Annotated in this window: 14 protein-coding genes and 2 pseudogenes; all 16 read right to left on the bottom strand. The window is 60.6% G+C overall.

The annotated features are described in order from the left end of the window. Positions 1-179: 179 nt before the first annotated feature. The 16 genes and pseudogenes from AC5ZG5_RS41280 to AC5ZG5_RS41205 all read right to left on the bottom strand — a co-directional run bounded on the left by AC5ZG5_RS41280 (position 180) and on the right by AC5ZG5_RS41205 (position 15,101). Positions 180-554: a response regulator gene (locus AC5ZG5_RS41280; protein WP_130231145.1), complete on the bottom strand. Its 375-nt coding sequence runs from the start codon at positions 552-554 to the stop codon at positions 180-182. 1,122 nt (positions 555-1,676) lie between these two features. Continuing rightward, the gene (locus tag AC5ZG5_RS41275; RefSeq protein ID WP_456646951.1) at positions 1,677-1,853 is read right to left on the bottom strand and encodes a hypothetical protein; all 177 of its coding nucleotides are present in this window, start codon (positions 1,851-1,853) and stop codon (positions 1,677-1,679) included. Continuing rightward, positions 1,850-2,269 (bottom strand): annotated as a pseudogene (locus AC5ZG5_RS41270) (FAD-binding oxidoreductase); the annotation flags it as partial. The pseudogene AC5ZG5_RS41270 and the gene AC5ZG5_RS41275, both read right to left, overlap by 4 nt. Before the next feature lie 35 nt (positions 2,270-2,304). Continuing rightward, positions 2,305-2,505 (bottom strand): annotated as a pseudogene (locus AC5ZG5_RS41265) (PaaI family thioesterase); the annotation flags it as partial. 105 nt (positions 2,506-2,610) lie between these two features. Further along, positions 2,611-3,843 carry a CaiB/BaiF CoA transferase family protein gene (locus AC5ZG5_RS41260; protein ID WP_456646950.1) on the bottom strand — a complete coding sequence of 411 codons (1,233 nt, stop codon included), beginning with the start codon at positions 3,841-3,843 and terminating at the stop codon, positions 2,611-2,613. Beyond that, a complete protein-coding gene (locus AC5ZG5_RS41255) occupies positions 3,830-4,534 on the bottom strand; it encodes a haloacid dehalogenase type II (protein WP_456646949.1) in 705 nt (234 codons plus the stop codon). Before AC5ZG5_RS41255 ends, AC5ZG5_RS41260 begins: the two co-directional genes overlap by 14 nt. Positions 4,535-4,748: 214 nt before the next feature. Beyond that, positions 4,749-6,161 carry an MFS transporter gene (locus AC5ZG5_RS41250; RefSeq protein ID WP_456646948.1) on the bottom strand — a complete coding sequence of 471 codons (1,413 nt, stop codon included), beginning with the start codon at positions 6,159-6,161 and terminating at the stop codon, positions 4,749-4,751. 162 nt (positions 6,162-6,323) lie between these two features. After that, on the bottom strand, positions 6,324-7,238 hold the full coding sequence (locus tag AC5ZG5_RS41245) for a LysR family transcriptional regulator (protein ID WP_456646947.1): 915 nt from the start codon (positions 7,236-7,238) through the stop codon (positions 6,324-6,326). A gap of 795 nt (positions 7,239-8,033) precedes the next feature. After that, positions 8,034-9,026, bottom strand: a complete 993-nt coding sequence (locus AC5ZG5_RS41240) for a branched-chain amino acid ABC transporter permease (protein ID WP_456646946.1) — start codon at positions 9,024-9,026, stop codon at positions 8,034-8,036. Beyond that, positions 9,023-9,886 (bottom strand): branched-chain amino acid ABC transporter permease, encoded by an 864-nt coding sequence (locus AC5ZG5_RS41235; RefSeq protein WP_456646945.1) that lies wholly within the window; start codon positions 9,884-9,886, stop codon positions 9,023-9,025. Before AC5ZG5_RS41235 ends, AC5ZG5_RS41240 begins: the two co-directional genes overlap by 4 nt. Positions 9,887-9,899: 13 nt before the next feature. Further along, the gene (locus AC5ZG5_RS41230; protein WP_456646944.1) at positions 9,900-10,604 is read right to left on the bottom strand and encodes an ABC transporter ATP-binding protein; all 705 of its coding nucleotides are present in this window, start codon (positions 10,602-10,604) and stop codon (positions 9,900-9,902) included. Further along, a complete protein-coding gene (locus AC5ZG5_RS41225; protein WP_456646943.1) occupies positions 10,597-11,316 on the bottom strand; it encodes an ABC transporter ATP-binding protein in 720 nt (239 codons plus the stop codon). The genes AC5ZG5_RS41230 and AC5ZG5_RS41225 overlap by 8 nt, the downstream gene beginning before the upstream one ends. 7 nt (positions 11,317-11,323) lie before the next feature. Beyond that, a complete protein-coding gene (locus AC5ZG5_RS41220; RefSeq protein ID WP_456646952.1) occupies positions 11,324-12,523 on the bottom strand; it encodes an ABC transporter substrate-binding protein in 1,200 nt (399 codons plus the stop codon). Positions 12,524-12,615: 92 nt separating this feature from the next. Continuing rightward, positions 12,616-13,530 carry an SDR family NAD(P)-dependent oxidoreductase gene (locus AC5ZG5_RS41215; protein ID WP_456646942.1) on the bottom strand — a complete coding sequence of 305 codons (915 nt, stop codon included), beginning with the start codon at positions 13,528-13,530 and terminating at the stop codon, positions 12,616-12,618. 13 nt (positions 13,531-13,543) lie between these two features. Then, the gene (locus tag AC5ZG5_RS41210) at positions 13,544-14,683 is read right to left on the bottom strand and encodes a thiolase C-terminal domain-containing protein (protein ID WP_496165521.1); all 1,140 of its coding nucleotides are present in this window, start codon (positions 14,681-14,683) and stop codon (positions 13,544-13,546) included. A gap of 4 nt (positions 14,684-14,687) precedes the next feature. After that, positions 14,688-15,101, bottom strand: coding sequence for a Zn-ribbon domain-containing OB-fold protein (locus AC5ZG5_RS41205; RefSeq protein ID WP_496165520.1), 414 nt, complete (start codon positions 15,099-15,101; stop codon positions 14,688-14,690). Positions 15,102-15,174: the final 73 nt, after the last annotated feature.

Below are 15,174 nucleotides of genomic sequence, written 5' to 3'. Positions count from 1 at the left end.
CTCGCCCACGGGGGCGCCTGCCTGCATCAGCGATCTCGCGCCAAAAACGAACACGACACTTTGTCGTCCGACTTCACTGGTCGGCAAATTCGGGCGCCACCCCTCACTTTGAGACCATTTGTATTGAGCCGTTTTCATGAGTTACTCCCTCTCATCGCATGTTCAGACCTTGTTGTCGTCTACTGTCCCGCAGCCGCGAGCAGCGTCTCGACCTTACTCAGCAGCCTCTGCAGCTCGATCGGTTTTGTATCGTAGTCGTCACAGCCGGCCTCGAGGGCCTTGTCCCGGTCGGTCGCCATGGCGTGCGCCGTGAGCGCGATGATGGGGATCTTGCGCAGCTCGGGCGTGGCCTTGATCCGGCGCGTCGCCTCCCAACCGTCGATCACCGGCAGGCTCATGTCCATCAAAATGAGATCGGGCCTGTCGCTCGTCGCCATTGCGACGCCGCGCGCTCCGTCCTCGGCAACGATGACCTCGTAGCCGCCGCGCACGAGGCGCCGCGAGAGCATGTCGCGGTTCATCTCGTTGTCTTCGACCAGCAGGATCTTGGGCATCGCACAGCCTCGGGTGTGTTCATCTTTGCCCTCCCGAGCGGCTTGAAAGCAGTCTTGCTCTCCTGCCTACCAAGCCCCAATGGCAATTAAAACAATAATGGCCAAGCCAAAAACGGCGGCGATAGTCGCAGGTACGGAATACCATTCCGGTGTAGTCATCGTTGCCTTCCGAGCGGTGGTTCTCAAAGCTTAGGCCCTCGGCTTCACAAAGACTGTGAAGGGGCTAACACCTTGAAACTAAAATGCATTTACAATCTAGAGGCTGTTGCGCCGCCGCATGCGCGCGGGGCGCGAGAGCGGCCAATGCACGGCGCAAGCTGGTCATGATAGGAAGCCAAAACAAACCTCATCACGACGCGCGCGACTTCCACATCGCCGAGCACGTACTCAAACGCCTCGCGGATCATTTCGCCCGATGGCACGGGGCACCATTCGTTGGCGTGGAAGCCAGGCCAATTCAGCATCTCACCGCGCTCACTTTCACTAGCGCGGGCGAGGATGGTGCCGTCGCATTCAGGGCTTGGACTCATAACCATTCAGAGGTCTGGGTTGGGTTGAGCCGGACAGCGGACATATCGCAGATACGGCAAAATCGATGTCTCACCATCGTCGGGTTTTGATGATTTTGTCCGGCGCCGCGGAGGTGATAACTGCTTTTACCCATAAATTCTTTGGCATCTCCACTGCACTCGGCGCTGTTTCTGCGGTTTTAGTCTTTGGATACGGCACCCTATACACAATTGCCGGGCTACTTCTCCTCATGTTGCGCAGACGGGCTGCCGCGCTCGCTGTCGCGTGCTTGGTAGTTGTACTCGTCGGAAGAGTTGCGTTGGCCGTGTCCAGTGTCGTTCCACTCGATTCATTAGAGCAGATATTCGCCATGGCTGTGGGGACGGGAATCGTTGCCTTCTTTACGGCCTATATCGGTTGGAATGACCATTGCAAGAAGGTGCTCAAGCTTTCGACTGCGCAGCGTCACGAGGGGAGCGGTTCGTTCAGAGAGATGATGACCACCACCATCCCGTCATCGCCAACAACAACCTCGCGCCGGCCAGCAAGGCCAGCGGCGACGGTATCGATTGATACGCCGACGAGCCCTTCTGGGCTAAGGGCGACCAGTAGTCATAGCTCGGACTTTTTGGCTAAAGCGATGGAATCCGCCCCGTTGGCCGCCCGCAGGTCGCTTGCGCACATGCCGGAAGCCTTGATCTGGAGAATGACCTCGCCCGGACCTGGAGTCGGATCCGGAGCGTCGCCCACTTCGAGTTTGCGATCGCCAGGAAAATAGACTGCTTTCATCGTCGCACCTCTGCGGGTTCGCTTTGCGATGGTCGGAATATCTTGCCGGGATTGAACAAGCCGTCCTCGTCGAGCGCCGCCTTGATCCGGCGCATGAGATCGAGCTCGATCGGGTCTCTCTTGCCCTCGAGCAGGTCGACCTTGGCCCGACCGATGCCGTGTTCCGCCGAAAACGTGCCGCCGAGTGAGAGCACGATGTCGTAGATCGCCTGGCTGATCTGCTTGCCCTGCTCCGCGGCCGTGTCCGCGCCGAGCGCCCCCGGCATGACGACATTCAGGTGGATGTTGCCGTCTCCGACATGACCGAACGGAACGACCGAGACGTCGGGAAATCCGGCTTCGATGTCGGCGCGACTCCGGCGCAACAGCTCGGGTACCTGTGCGACCGGCACGGCGACGTCGTGCTTGAAGTCGCGGCCCGCCTTCTTCTGGACCTCTGTCTGGTCCTCAGGCCGCTCCGGACCGGGGCGAAATACTGGACCTTCATCTCGAGCGTTGCGCCAGCGCCGAACTGATGTTTAAGGAGATGTCCCATCGAGATGTCGAGGGCCGTTGCCAACACGCCGCCGTGGAGCGAGCCCTGCGGGTTGAACATGTAGGGCTTCACGTCGAGAGAGACGATGCAGGCGTCCGCCTCATAGAAGACCGTCATCGTGAAGAAGCGCGACAGAAAGAACGATCCGAATTCATGGCGACCGTCGCCCATGGCCGCCACGACCAGTTCCCGAACCTGCGCCTCGTCCATCCGTTCTGCTTCCTATTCGGCCGACTGCTTCAGCGGAGCGTCCCCGAAGGCTCCCTTGGAGGCGAAGTCCAGCACCTCTTTCCGCGTCCAACCGAGCCAGTGCTCGAACACCTCGACGGTGTGCTCGCCGAGGGTCGGCGGCGGCGTGGACGGCGCGGGCGGCTTGTCGTCGAAACGCAGCGGGCGGGCGATGAACTTGACTTCGCCGGCGACCCTGTGCCTCACGATCTGGACCATGTCGCGCTGAACAAGCTGCGGCGCTTCGCAGACCTCGCCGACCGTCCTGATCGCACCGCACGGAATGCCGGCGCCGCCGAACATCTCGAGCCAATGGTCGCGCGGCTCGGACTTGAAGGTCGGATGCAGAATCGCGCCAAGCGCGGCGCGGTTCGCCGCCCGCTTGGGCGCTGTGTCGAACCGGGGATCGGCTTCGAGGTCCTTGCGACCGATGACGGCACAGAACAGCGACCAGAACTTGTCGTTGGCGACGCCGAGATTGAACCAGCCGTCGCTCGCCTCGAAGGTTTCGTAGGGGCTGATGGTGGGGTGAACGTTGCCGCGACGCTTCGGGCTTTCTCCCGACGCGAAGTACATGCCGGCGTTGAACGTCAGCAGCGAGGCCATTGCGTCCAGCATAGAGACGTCGACGCGTCCGCCGACGCCGCTCCTCTCGCGCTTCATGAGTGCTGCGAGCACCGCCTGCGATGCGTAGAGGCCGGTGACCAGGTCGGCGATGGAAGTGCCGACCTTCATCGGCGGGCCATCCGGATCTCCGGTAATGTCCATGACGCCGGACTCGCCCTGCAGGATCAGGTCGTAACCGGGCCGGCTCGCGTCTGGACCGGTCCGGCCGAACCCGGAGATGCTGCACTGGATGAGCTTGGGGTTGCCGCCGCTCAACGCTGGGTAGGACAGGCCCCATTTGTCGAGGGTCCCTGGCCTGAAGTTGTCGATCACGATGTCAGCGGCCCTGGCGAGCGCGATCACCGCGTCCCGCCCCGCCGGCGACTTGAGATCGATCGCGCAGCTTCGCTTGTTGCGATTGACCGACAGAAAGTACGAACTCTCCCCCTTGACGAACGGAGGACCGTATCGGCGACTCTCGTCGCCGACACGGGGATCTTCGATCTTCACGACGTCCGCCCCGAGATCGCCGAGGTGCATCGTGGCGAAGGGGCCGGAGACGACGCGGCACAGGTCCAGCACCTTGACGCCGGAGAGAGCTTCCGTACTAGACGATCGCATCCGCGAGGTCCTTCATCGTGGGGACGGTGACGTCAGGCTTGTGCGGCGTCTCTTCGAACGGACGGTCGCGGCGATTGATCATCGCGGTGCGCATGCCGGCCGACTTCGCGCCGATGACGTCGAACGCGTGATTGGCGACGAAGAGGATCTGATCCATCTTGAGACCGAGTATCTCGGCCGCCTTCGTGTAGGTCGCGACGTGGGGCTTGAAGGAGTTCGCCTCGGCGACGGAGATCACGTTGTCGAACGGGATCTTGTGATACTTCCTGGCCGTCTCGAGCATGTCGCGGTCGCCGTTGGAGAGCACGACCAGCTTGTACCTGGTCTGCAGCTTCGCTAGTGCGGCCGGCACCTCGGGGAAGCATTCGAGCTTCTCGATCTCGCCCACCAGGTACTTCACCTCGTCCTTCGTGTACTTGATGCCCGACCGGTCCATGACCTGGGAGACGGCGCGGTGACCGATCTCGCGATACGGCGTGTGCTCGCGGTGGAGCAGTGCGTCGATCATTGAGTTCTCGAAGTGAGTCCGGCGCCACCAGGTGACGAAGGAGTTCGGATTGCCGGTCCAGCCCTTCTCCTTAAGGAACGGCGTCGCAATCTTGACGAGGCCGCCCTGCATGTCGACAACGGTGCCGTACTGGTCGAACATGCAGACCTTTATGGTGTCCTTCAGTTTCTGGATGTCGGTCATTGCTTCTTCCCTTTGCTCTTTGGCTGAGTGGACGATCCGGATTTGACCGCATTCATCGTCATTTTCGAAATGGATTGTTCTTCTGCGCACATTCGCGACGTGAATGTCGTGACTATCGTCGCGGCTCTACAGGATCACAACTTCTGCAAACGGCTCGACGGCCCTGAGCCCGAAGGGAATCTCCGGACCCACTGTTACTTGTGGTCCGTGTCCGCTAGGCTCCGATGCCGACGACCTTCTCTCTCGAGGCCGAGGCTTCCGTTCCGGTCGGCACGCCCGAGACTTCCTCGAGTGCGCGCCCCTTGGTCTCGAAGCCGAAGATCATGAAGACCACCGCCTGGAAGAGAAGAATGCCCGCGAGCGTCACCAGCACGCCGACGAGCCCCTTCCACGCGAAGATCGCGATGACGACGAATTGGACCAACGCCGTCGTCACGCGCCCGGCGGTCGCGCAGATGGCCGTGCCACGGAGCCTGTAGCGGGTCGGGAAGAGCTCCGGAACGTGCATGGCGAAGCCGGTGGCCAACATCACGTAGATCGCGGTGACGAGAAGGAAGCCGACCACGACGAGCGGAGCGCCGTCCGGCATGAACGGATACGCCAACCCGAAGGCCGCCGCCGCGATCGACGATCCGATAATCGACTGTCTGCGACCGATCGCATCGGCCAGCGCCAGGCCGATCAGCGATCCGATCGGACCGCCCAGAGACATGAAGGTCGTGTAGCCGAGCGACGACACGACGCTGTGGCCACCCTTCACCATAAACGTCGGCAACCAGCCGATGAAGCCGTAGAGGCTGAAGCCGACGACGATGTGCAGGAGGCTGCCGAGCAAGGTCCGACCGAGGTAGGGCGGTGCGAACAGGCGCCAGACAGATCCGCCCTCGTCTTCCACACGCTGCACGGTCGAAACCGGCGGCAGCGGCCCCTTCCTGGCAGCTTCCGCTTCGATGCGAGCGAGAATCGCTTCGGCTTCGTCGGCGCGGCCGTTAGCGGCTAACCACCGGGGCGACTCGGGCATCGACTTTCGGAGGAACCAGACGATCATCGCCAGCACGCCGACGAGGCCGAACATGTAGCGCCATCCGAGGCTCGGAATGACCCACAGGCCGACCATCGACGAGACGAACAGGGAAAAGTTGGTGATGACGGCCAGAATACCGATCCATCGGCCGCGGGACGATGCAGGGACGAACTCGGTCAGCGTTGCGTAACCGACGACAATCTCGGCGCCCAGCCCGATCCCGATGACGAAGCGCGCTGCGATCAGCGCCTGCATGGACGGAGCAAGGGCCGCCGCCAGAGAGGCAAGGCCGAAGATGGCCAGATTGACCTGATAGGAGAAACGGCGACCGTAGCGATCGCCCAGAATGCCCGAGAACCAGGCACCCAAAGTCATGCCGATGAAGGTCGCCGTGACGAACGCCGCGTTGAGCTCGAGTGTTGACCAACCCTCCTTCAGCACGGCTCCGAGAACGCCGCCGGCGAGGTAGATGTCGAAGGCGTCGAGGAACATGCCCGCGCCGATCAGCGCGAGGATCCGCCAGTGAAAGCCGCAAATCGGCAGCCGATCGAGGCGTGCGCCCGCATTGACCGATGCCACCTGTACGTCCGAAATCGCTTGCATCCATCCCTCCCAAGGTCGACAGACATCGACCGAAATTGTTGGGAGCAGGATGGCGATCGGGATGGCGGCGTCTAATCGGAACCCGCTATTCCATTATTTGGCAGACCAATAATCCTGCCGTTGCAGCGGATTTTCGAAAGATGGTCGGTGAGCGGCCCTCTCTCAGTCGCTGTCGGGAAGGCTTCGCGCGGCATCGACGAAGATCGAACGCAACCAGTTCAGGTCCTGACTGGCATCGTGCCTTCGGTGCCAATACATCGACCATTCGAAGGGATCGGACGCGAACGGCAAATCTCTGATCGCAAGATCTTCCGAGACCATCGCGAAGGCCAGGCGCCGTGGCATGACCGACAGCAGATCGGAATCCCGCAGCACGTGCGGGACCAGCAGCCAATGGGGAACATTGACCGCGACCCGGCGGGTCAGCCCTTGCCGGGCGAGCACGTCATCGACGAAGCGGAGGTCTGTTGGCGACATCGAGACCTTGAGATGCGCCGCCTGGAGAAACGTCTCCATCGTAAGGGGCCGCTGCGCCAAAGGGTGGCCTTCGCGCATCACGCACACCATCCGGTCCTTCATCAGGACGACCGACTTGATCGAATTCGAATGCGCGAGACCCATCGAGATCGCAAGGTCGATCTCGTCCTTCTCCAGGGCCTCCACCGTATGCGTGGGCGAATAGTGCACGACGTCAAGCTGAGCAAAGGGGGCCGTCGTTTCCAGCGTCTTGCCGACGGCGGGAAGAAGAAGACGGCTGAGAAGATCGGACAACCTCACGGAAAAGCTCCGTGTGCTGGTGGTCGGATCGAAAGCGGATTCGCTGTCCAGCAGGCGCTCCAACTGCCGCAAAAGCCGCTTCACCGGTTCCGCCAGTTCGATCGCGCGCGGCGTGGCCTGCATGCCGTTGGCCGTCCGGACCAGAAGCTCGTCCTTGAAGATGTGACGCAGCCTGGAGAGCGCATTGCTCATTGCGGGCTGACTAAGGCCAATCCTGTCGGCAGCACGGGTCACGTGAAGATCTGTGAGAAGAGCGTTCAGAGCGACCAGAAGATTGAGATCGACAGATCTGAGGTTCATGACCGTCATTGATATCGCGAATAATACAGCAGAGAAAATCCACAATACAAATCTGGATCAATCGTCGTCAACGTCCTCTCTCGGAGAGGTGGGTTTATCAGTTTCGGAACAATCGAGCGGCGGCGATCGATCGGCGCGCACTGGAACTCATAGAAGTCAACCAGGATGAGGCAAACGAGAACGTTACTCGCGCCCGCGCTGTACCGAGGAAACTCAGTCCGCAGGCGCAATGCCGATTGAGGGCGGCATCAAATGAGGACCTCGGCTCAAGCAGCTCCAGCTCTTCTGCACGCTGTGGTTCGACGCTGTACTCCGTCAGCCAAACGCGCTGGGGCGCCGAGCTCGTTCGAGCTAAGTCGAGACCAACAGCTCACTTCGCATGAGAGTGAGACGCACCACACCGAGGCTACGCTAAACCGCGCATTACCGACCGATTGCGCTACTCCCACTCTATTATCTAGGATGACACTATGCCGTTGATCCAAAGCACAAACTTTCAAAGCTCGCGGTTAAGTCCGGACGGCATGTCCGCTGTAACTTTTTGCTCTTGAATTCACAGAAAAATTAGTGCCGCTCGGAAGAATGACGAGTTCAGCGAGTATCGAAGTCAATCGATTCAATGGCAGCGGTGCTCCGCCATAGCGGCTGCCGATCCCCCGCGGCCTAGCTTCCGGTACCGTCAGTGATTAATGGAAGCAGCCAATCCAACGACGACCACTTCCGACGCCTCGATTTGTCAGCTACGCCAGAAGCGCTCCGTTCGATAGCATTATGCCATTGAGGCAGCGCCGAACATCAACTCTTGGGAAGCATGCGATTGCGTCGCCAGAAGAGCCTCTCAAACAGCGGCAAGAGCCCACTAGGCGTCGCGAGAATGACGACGATCACAACGATACCATAGATGAAGTAATGCAGTCCTGGAACCGCGCCGCCTAGCTTACCGCGCAGGACCTCGCCCAAGGGTACCAATAATAGGGCTCCCAGCGCCGGACCGTAGGCGCGGCCAAGCCCTCCGACCGTTGCGAAAAGCACAATCTCGATAGTGATCACCGGCGAAGCAAGCAGATACGGATCCGCGAACGTCAGGTAACGCACATAGGCGGTCCCGACGATGGACGTTAGGACTGCAGAGATGACCATGGCCGTCGTCTTGTGACGCAGGACATTAACGCCGATCGCCTGCGCGGCCTTTTCATTGTCGCGAATTGTCCGCAGGTAGTAGCCCAATGGCGAATTCAGAATGGCGACATTCACCAACACAATGATGGTTGCGAGCCCGAGCATGACCCAGAACGCTCCCCGACCACCACCGAACTGAAAATCGAGAAAGTTTCCGGCGTCCTGCGGCAACAGCAGACCCGACGCGCCGCCAAGGAAATCCCAGCCTTCGACCACGATGCTCGCCATCTCTGCGAAAGCCAGGGTAATCAGGACGAACGACAAATGCCCGAGCTGGAATCGAAAGTCGATCCACGCGATGATGGCGCCGAACAAGCCTGCGGTCGTGGCCGCAATCACAAGGCCGGCCCACATATTGATTCCAAGCTTTACCAACAAGGCAGCCGACAGCATCGCGCCGGTTCCGATAAACAAACTATGGGCCAGCGAAATCTGCCCGCTCATGCCGCCCACGATATTCCAGGCCGACGCAAGCGCAACGTACACCAACGCTATTGTGAGAATATGCGTGTGGTAACTGGACAGAACCATCGGCAGCATTGCGCCGAGCAAAACGACTCCCCACAGCCAGGGTGACACCAACGTCTTGAAGAAATCGTCCTTGATCATGATGCCCTCCAGGTCAGGCCCTGCGGCCGGAACAGCATGATCAGTACGAAGATAGCATATGGCACCAAGCGCCCGAGCGTATCCGAGACATAGACCGTGCCCATCGCCTCGGAAATGCCGATCACGAGACCGCCCAGCATGATCCCGACAAAATTCGTCATCCCGCCCAGTACAACGACAAGCAGGGTGATCACCGTATATTGCAAACCTTGAGTCGGCTGGATCGGGGTGCCGGGAAGCAGAAGAGCCGCCGCGACCGCGAGTATTCCAATCCCAAGCGCAAACGTCATGACCTGGACCCGCCCCACATCGATCCCCATCAGCGCAGCCGCGTGCGCATTCTGATGCACGGCACGGATCGACCGCCCGAAATCCGTCGATCGCAGCATCATATAGAGGCCGATCGCCATGGCGAATGCGACGGCGCACGCGATCACGTGCGCCAGCCGCAGCACCACGTCACCGAGAATTATAAGCTTGGACTCGACGATCGATGGAGTGCGTGCAGGCTGTCCACCGAAGATCATGAGAATGCCGTTCTGCAGGACCAGACTTAGTCCCAGCGTCAACTGCACCACCATGAGAAACTTGTAGCCGATCATCGGCCTCAGCAAAAATCTATAGACCAGCGCGCCGATCGCAGTCATGACGGGAATGGTAACGAGAGCCGACACGTAAGGATCAAGCGAAAACGCTGAAAACAGGGCGAGGCACATGAACATCGCGAGCGAGATAAAGTCGCCATGCGCGAAATTAACCACGCCGCTCACGCCATAGACGAGGCCCATGCCGAGCGCCAAGAGCCCATAGGTGCTCCCGATGAGGATTCCCTGCGCCAGCGCCTGCCATAGTTCGCTCAATTGTGCCTCCCTTTCACAGGCCGAGATAGGCCTGTCTCGTTCGGGGATCATTCTTCACGACCTCCGCCGCGCCTTCGACTGCGATATGGCCGCGTTCGAGTACATAGCAACGCTGTGCATGTCGGAGCGTCAAATTGAGGTTCTGCTCGACCAGAAGCATGGTCAAACCGTCTTTGTGCAGTTGATCGACGATCCCGAAAATGTACTGCACAAAGAGAGGCGATAGGCCGAGCGAAGGCTCGTCAAGCATCAACACGCGGGCCTCAGCCATTAGGCCGCGGCCGATCGCCAACATCTGCTGCTCGCCTCCGGACAGCGTGCCCGCCGGCTGCGCCAGTCTCTCCTTCAGGCGCGGAAACAAGGCCAGCACCTTCTCCATCTGACGCGGCCGGATCGGTCGTGCACGATCACAAAACCCGCCGAGCAGCAGATTCTCGCGAACACTCATCTCTGGAAAAACCAAACGTCCTTCCGGAACCTGGATGATTCCCATCTCGACACGCTGCATCGGCGTTGCGCGCGTCACGTCGTGCCCATCCAAAATGATGCGACCCGCCATTGGCATCACTATGCCCGACAGGCTGTTGATCAACGTCGTTTTGCCGGCGTTGTTTGCTCCCAGCAACCCGACGATTTCGCCGCGATCGAGTCTAAGCGAGATATCCCGCAAGACCGGAGTACCTGCATAGCCGGCCACGAGGCCTTCGACTTCAAGCATCGAGATGCTCTCCGAAATAGGCTTCAATGACCTTGCTATCCTTGATGATCTCTTTCGGCGCGGCCTCCGCGATCTTCTCACCGAAATTGATAACCACCATACTGGTGGCCAGCCGCATGATCACCGGGATGACGTGTTCGACCATCACGAAGGTGACACCCTGCCGGTTAAGCTCCCTGATGATGCCGATCGGAGCCTCTGTCTCGGCCATGGTCAAACCCGCCATGACCTCGTCGAGCAGAATACATTGTGGATCTGTTGCCACGCACTTGGCGAGCTCAAGCAGCTTCTTGTCCTGGAGCGACAGAGTCGCGGGCGTCTGATCGAGCTTCTTGCCGAGCCCGACCCGCGTCAGCACATCGGCGGCATACTCGATCGCCTCACGGATCGGACGGCGCGTCAGCGCAGCCGTGGTCACGACATCGAGCGCCGTCATATCGGCAAAAGTCTGCACGATCTGAAAGCTGCGTACCAGACCGCGACGCGTCAGCTTATCGGGCGAAATGCCGGTAATCCGTATGCCATCGAAGTGCACGTCGCCGCTCGATGGTCGGACAAAGCCGGAGATCACGCCGAATAGCGTCGTCTTGCCGGCTCCGTTCGGACCGATAATGCCGAGGATGTCGCCCTTTTCGACTGCAAAACTCACGTCGTTCAGCGCAAGAAGGCCGCCGAACCGTTTGCTGACCTTGTCGACCTCAAGTAGCGCCACGGTGAACTCAGGTCCGGGCCCGTGGCGCAGCCTGCGCGAACTCCTTCGGAAAGACCACTTCCTGGTCCCGGTCGGGCAACCACTGAACCATCATGGCCGATCCATCCTTGAGCAGACGGTCGTCCGCGAACTGTAGGCCTTTTGGCTTGGCCACATACAGATCGGGATCGCCGAACGGCATGTCGAATTTCTTGAAAGCATCCAGCAAAGCACCGCCTTCGAGCGACGAAGAAGCTTCCAGGACCCGTTGAAGCACCCGGGCGGCCTGAGCGTATTGAATGGCCCCCTGCCCGATCCGGTCCAGCTTCGCGACATCGCGCAGCTCCGCCACAACTTTCTGCATAGACTCGATCTTGGCACCCGCGCTAAATCCTGTCATCGCGAAGAGATTGCGCGTGAGAACGGCCTTGCCCACATCAGGTCCAAGATCCTTCCATAGCGAGAGGTCGGAATAGCCGCCCGTACCGCCGACAAAAATGCTGGCGTGATAATTGAGATTGTAGCGAGCTTGATGCAGCAGGATACCGTCTCTTGGCGTCACCAGACCTGTCACGACGTCCGGCTTGAGCGACCGGATACGGATCATCGCAGAGGTCTGATCCTGCGCTCGGGTGTCCAGTGGCGCCTCGCCGATGATCTCGATGCCGCTTGCCTTGAGCTTTGGCACGAGGAAGGAATTGACCTGCTGTCCCGCCTCGTAATTCGAGTAACTCATGACCGCGGTCTTGATCGGAAACTTGTTGCCATCGCGCAATGTGACGATGAAGTCGTGCATCGTCTGCGCGTAACCGCGCTCGTATGGGTAGCCGAGCGAGAACATATAGTTCGAATGAGCACCGCCGGCCCAGATCGAGAGCGTCGGCACCTTCAGCTCGTCGAGCACCGGCGTCAGCGCCAGCATCTGAGCGCTGAGGATCGTGCCGGTCAGTAGTTGAACCTTCTCTTCCGTGATCAACCTGCGCGCTTCGGTCGCAGTGCGGGCGGGTTGGCTGGTGTCGTCCGCCTGGATCAACTGGATTTTCGCGCCACCCTTGCTCTTGATCCCGCCGCCATCGTTGATCTTCTTGATCATGTATTCGAGCGCAGGCTGCCCTTCCTGGGCATACGCCGATAGGCCACCGCTCATCGAATTGATGACACCGATCCTGATCGGTGCCGCCTCGGCGCCAGCGCGCCGGATCCAGGGAGCTGCGACCGTTCCGAGCACGAGACTTGTTGTGCCGATACCAAATGTGCGTCGAGTGATGGACAAGGCGTTCCTCGGTTCTTGCTGTTGTTGACGGCGCTTATACGCGATCTCTAAATCGGGTCCCAGCTAAAAATGTCCGCGGAGCGATCGAGCTTGTAGAACGAACCCTTGAGCGCGGGCATCGCGTGTTCGGCAATGGTCGCGGTGGTCCAGCCTTCGCTCCGTTGCACGGATCGGATCGGGCGAGACTGTCCCATCAGGAAGATTTCATTCATCCGCACCGCGAAGATCTGCCCGGTCACATCCTTTGCGGCATCCGTGAGCAGAAAGGCCGACAGCGGCGCGATCTTTTCCGGGCCCATCTGTTTCATCCGTTCAACGCGGGCCTTTTCAGCGTCCGTCTCCGTTGGGATCGTGCCGATGAGGCGGCTCCAGGCAAACGGCGAGACGCAGTTCGAGCGAACGTTGAACCGGTTCATGTCGAGCGCGATCGACTTGGAAAGCCCGACGATGCCGAGCTTGGCCGCGGCGTAGTTCGCCTGACCGAAATTGCCGACAAGGCCCGAGGTCGAAGTGAAGTGGACAAACGAGCCACTCTCCTGCTCGCGAAACAGTCGCGCCGCAGCGTGACTCACATAGAACGAGCCCATCAAGTGAACCTTGATGACGGCCTCGAACGCTTCCACGCTCATCCGATGGAAAATTGCGTCTCGCAGAATACCGGCGTTGTTCACAACACCGTCGAGCTTTCCGTAAGTGTCGACGGCCTGCTTGACGATCTTGCTGGCCGGAATTGCTTCCGCAACGGTCTCGAAATTGGCGACCGCGGTCCCGCCGGCCTTGCGGATTTCTTCCACAACCTCTTCCGCAGGCGCGGCGTTGGTGCCAGCGCCGTCCGGCGCGCCGCCGGGGTCATTGACGACGACCTTGGCGCCCTCGGCGGCGCAGAGCAGTGCGATTTCCCGGCCGATACCACGGCCAGCGCCGGTAACAATGACGACCTTGTCCTGAAGTGATTTGGCCACAACTATCTCCTGCTCAGCGCTCGTTCGTGAAGATGATAGTGCCACTTGCCGCGAACATGCCGCCGACACCGTGACACACCGAAATCTTGGCACCCGCCACCTGGGCCGGCGCAATGCCGCGCATCTGCCGCACGCTCTCCTGCAGCGCGTACATGCCATACATGCCCGAATGCATGTAGGAGAGGCCGCCGCCATTGGTGTTGAGCGGCAGCTTGCCGCCGGGGCGCGTATTGCCATCGGCGATGAACTTGCCGGTCTCCTCATAAGGCATGAAGCCGAGGTCGCCGAGCCCGAACAGCGGCAGGTGCGCAAAGGCGTCGTAGATCATGAGGTGATCGACGTCCTTGCGCGCAATGCCGGCCTCCTTGAACGCCAGCGGGCCTGCGGTCTTGAAGGCACGCGAGGAGTTGAAGGTCTCCATCTGGCTGACCATCGGCGTTTCCACGCTCTCGCCGGTGCCGAGGATGTAGACCGGCTTCTGCGGAAAATCCTTGGCCCGGTCGGCCGAGGTCAGGATCAGCGCGCCGCCGCCATCGGTGACGAGGCAGCACTGCAGCAGGCGGAAGGGATAGGCGATCATCCGTGAGTTCAGGACGTCGGCAACCGTGATCGGGTCCTTCATGGTCGCACGCGGATTTTTCGCGGCCCACTCACGCTGCACGACGGCGACCATGGCGAGCTGCTCATGGGTGATGCCGTAGGTCTTCATGAAGCGTAGCACGGGAATCGGGAACATGCTGGACGGACCATAGACGCCGTACGGCGCCTCGAACTGACCTTGCAGGCTGTCGGCTGGGATCGAGCGCGGCAGCTTGCCGATCATCGACTTGCCGCTTTCGGCATGCGTGATCAGCACGGTCTTGCAGAGGCCGGCCTCGATCGCCGCCGCGGCGTGGCGGACATGGAGCATGAACGAGCAGCCGCCGACGGACGTGCCGTCGACCCAGGTCGGCTTGATGCCGAGATAGTGACAGACCTGCTGCGGCGTCTCGACCGCGGTGGCGAAACCGTCGATGTCGGAAAGCTTCAGCCCCGCATCGGCGATGGCGTTGAGCGCCGCATCCGCGTGGAGCTGGAGCTGCGACATGTTGGGGATGACGCCAAGCTCGGTGGTCTCGGCCGCGCCGACGACGGCAACCTGGTTCCTGCGCATCGCTTTAACCCTTCGCCGGACGGAACAAGGGAAGCGTGATCTTGTCGTCGAGCTTCTCGAATGCGACTTCCAACTTCATGTCGAGCTCGAGCGCTTCCGGCGTCTGCGGGCAGTCGATGATGTTGCTCATCATGCGCGGGCCCTCGTCGAGTTCGACCACCGCAATGGCGTAAGGCGGCGTGAAGCCGGGCGCAGCGGGACGGTGATTGATGACGTAGCTGTAGAGCGTGCCCTTGCCGCTCGCCTTGAACACGCTGACCTTGCGCGAGGCGCAGGACGGGCAGAACGGGCGCGGCGGGAAATAGACATGCGCGCAGGCATCGCAGCGCTGCAGGCGCAATTCGCCGACCTGCGTGCCATCCCAGAAATGCTGGGTCTCCGGCGTCGGCTTCGGGCGTGCGCGCATAGACTCCGGCATTCGTATCCTCCTTGCTGCAAAAAATCGCTCTTCGGATTTCCTGCTTGCAATGGGCTTGCCATGCAGGACCGCA

It is taken from the genome of Bradyrhizobium sp. Ses1, assembly GCF_059512365.1.
This window is presented reverse-complemented; position numbering and strand designations above follow the sequence as displayed.

Excerpts from the sequence above, each read along its gene's own strand:
- AC5ZG5_RS41240 (WP_456646946.1), bottom strand. The coding sequence starts at position 9,026 with ATGATCAAGGACGATTTCTTCAAGACGTTGGTGTCACCCTGGCTGTGG.
- AC5ZG5_RS41260 (WP_456646950.1), bottom strand. The coding sequence starts at position 3,843 with ATGCGATCGTCTAGTACGGAAGCTCTCTCCGGCGTCAAGGTGCTGGAC.
- AC5ZG5_RS41280 (WP_130231145.1), bottom strand. The coding sequence starts at position 554 with ATGCCCAAGATCCTGCTGGTCGAAGACAACGAGATGAACCGCGACATG.
- AC5ZG5_RS41245 (WP_456646947.1), bottom strand. The coding sequence starts at position 7,238 with ATGAACCTCAGATCTGTCGATCTCAATCTTCTGGTCGCTCTGAACGCT.
- AC5ZG5_RS41205 (WP_496165520.1), bottom strand. The coding sequence starts at position 15,101 with ATGCCGGAGTCTATGCGCGCACGCCCGAAGCCGACGCCGGAGACCCAG.
- AC5ZG5_RS41255 (WP_456646949.1), bottom strand. The coding sequence starts at position 4,534 with ATGACCGACATCCAGAAACTGAAGGACACCATAAAGGTCTGCATGTTC.
- AC5ZG5_RS41230 (WP_456646944.1), bottom strand. The coding sequence starts at position 10,604 with ATGCTTGAAGTCGAAGGCCTCGTGGCCGGCTATGCAGGTACTCCGGTC.
- AC5ZG5_RS41210 (WP_496165521.1), bottom strand. The coding sequence starts at position 14,683 with ATGCGCAGGAACCAGGTTGCCGTCGTCGGCGCGGCCGAGACCACCGAG.
- AC5ZG5_RS41250 (WP_456646948.1), bottom strand. The coding sequence starts at position 6,161 with ATGCAAGCGATTTCGGACGTACAGGTGGCATCGGTCAATGCGGGCGCA.
- AC5ZG5_RS41275 (WP_456646951.1), bottom strand. The coding sequence starts at position 1,853 with ATGAAAGCAGTCTATTTTCCTGGCGATCGCAAACTCGAAGTGGGCGAC.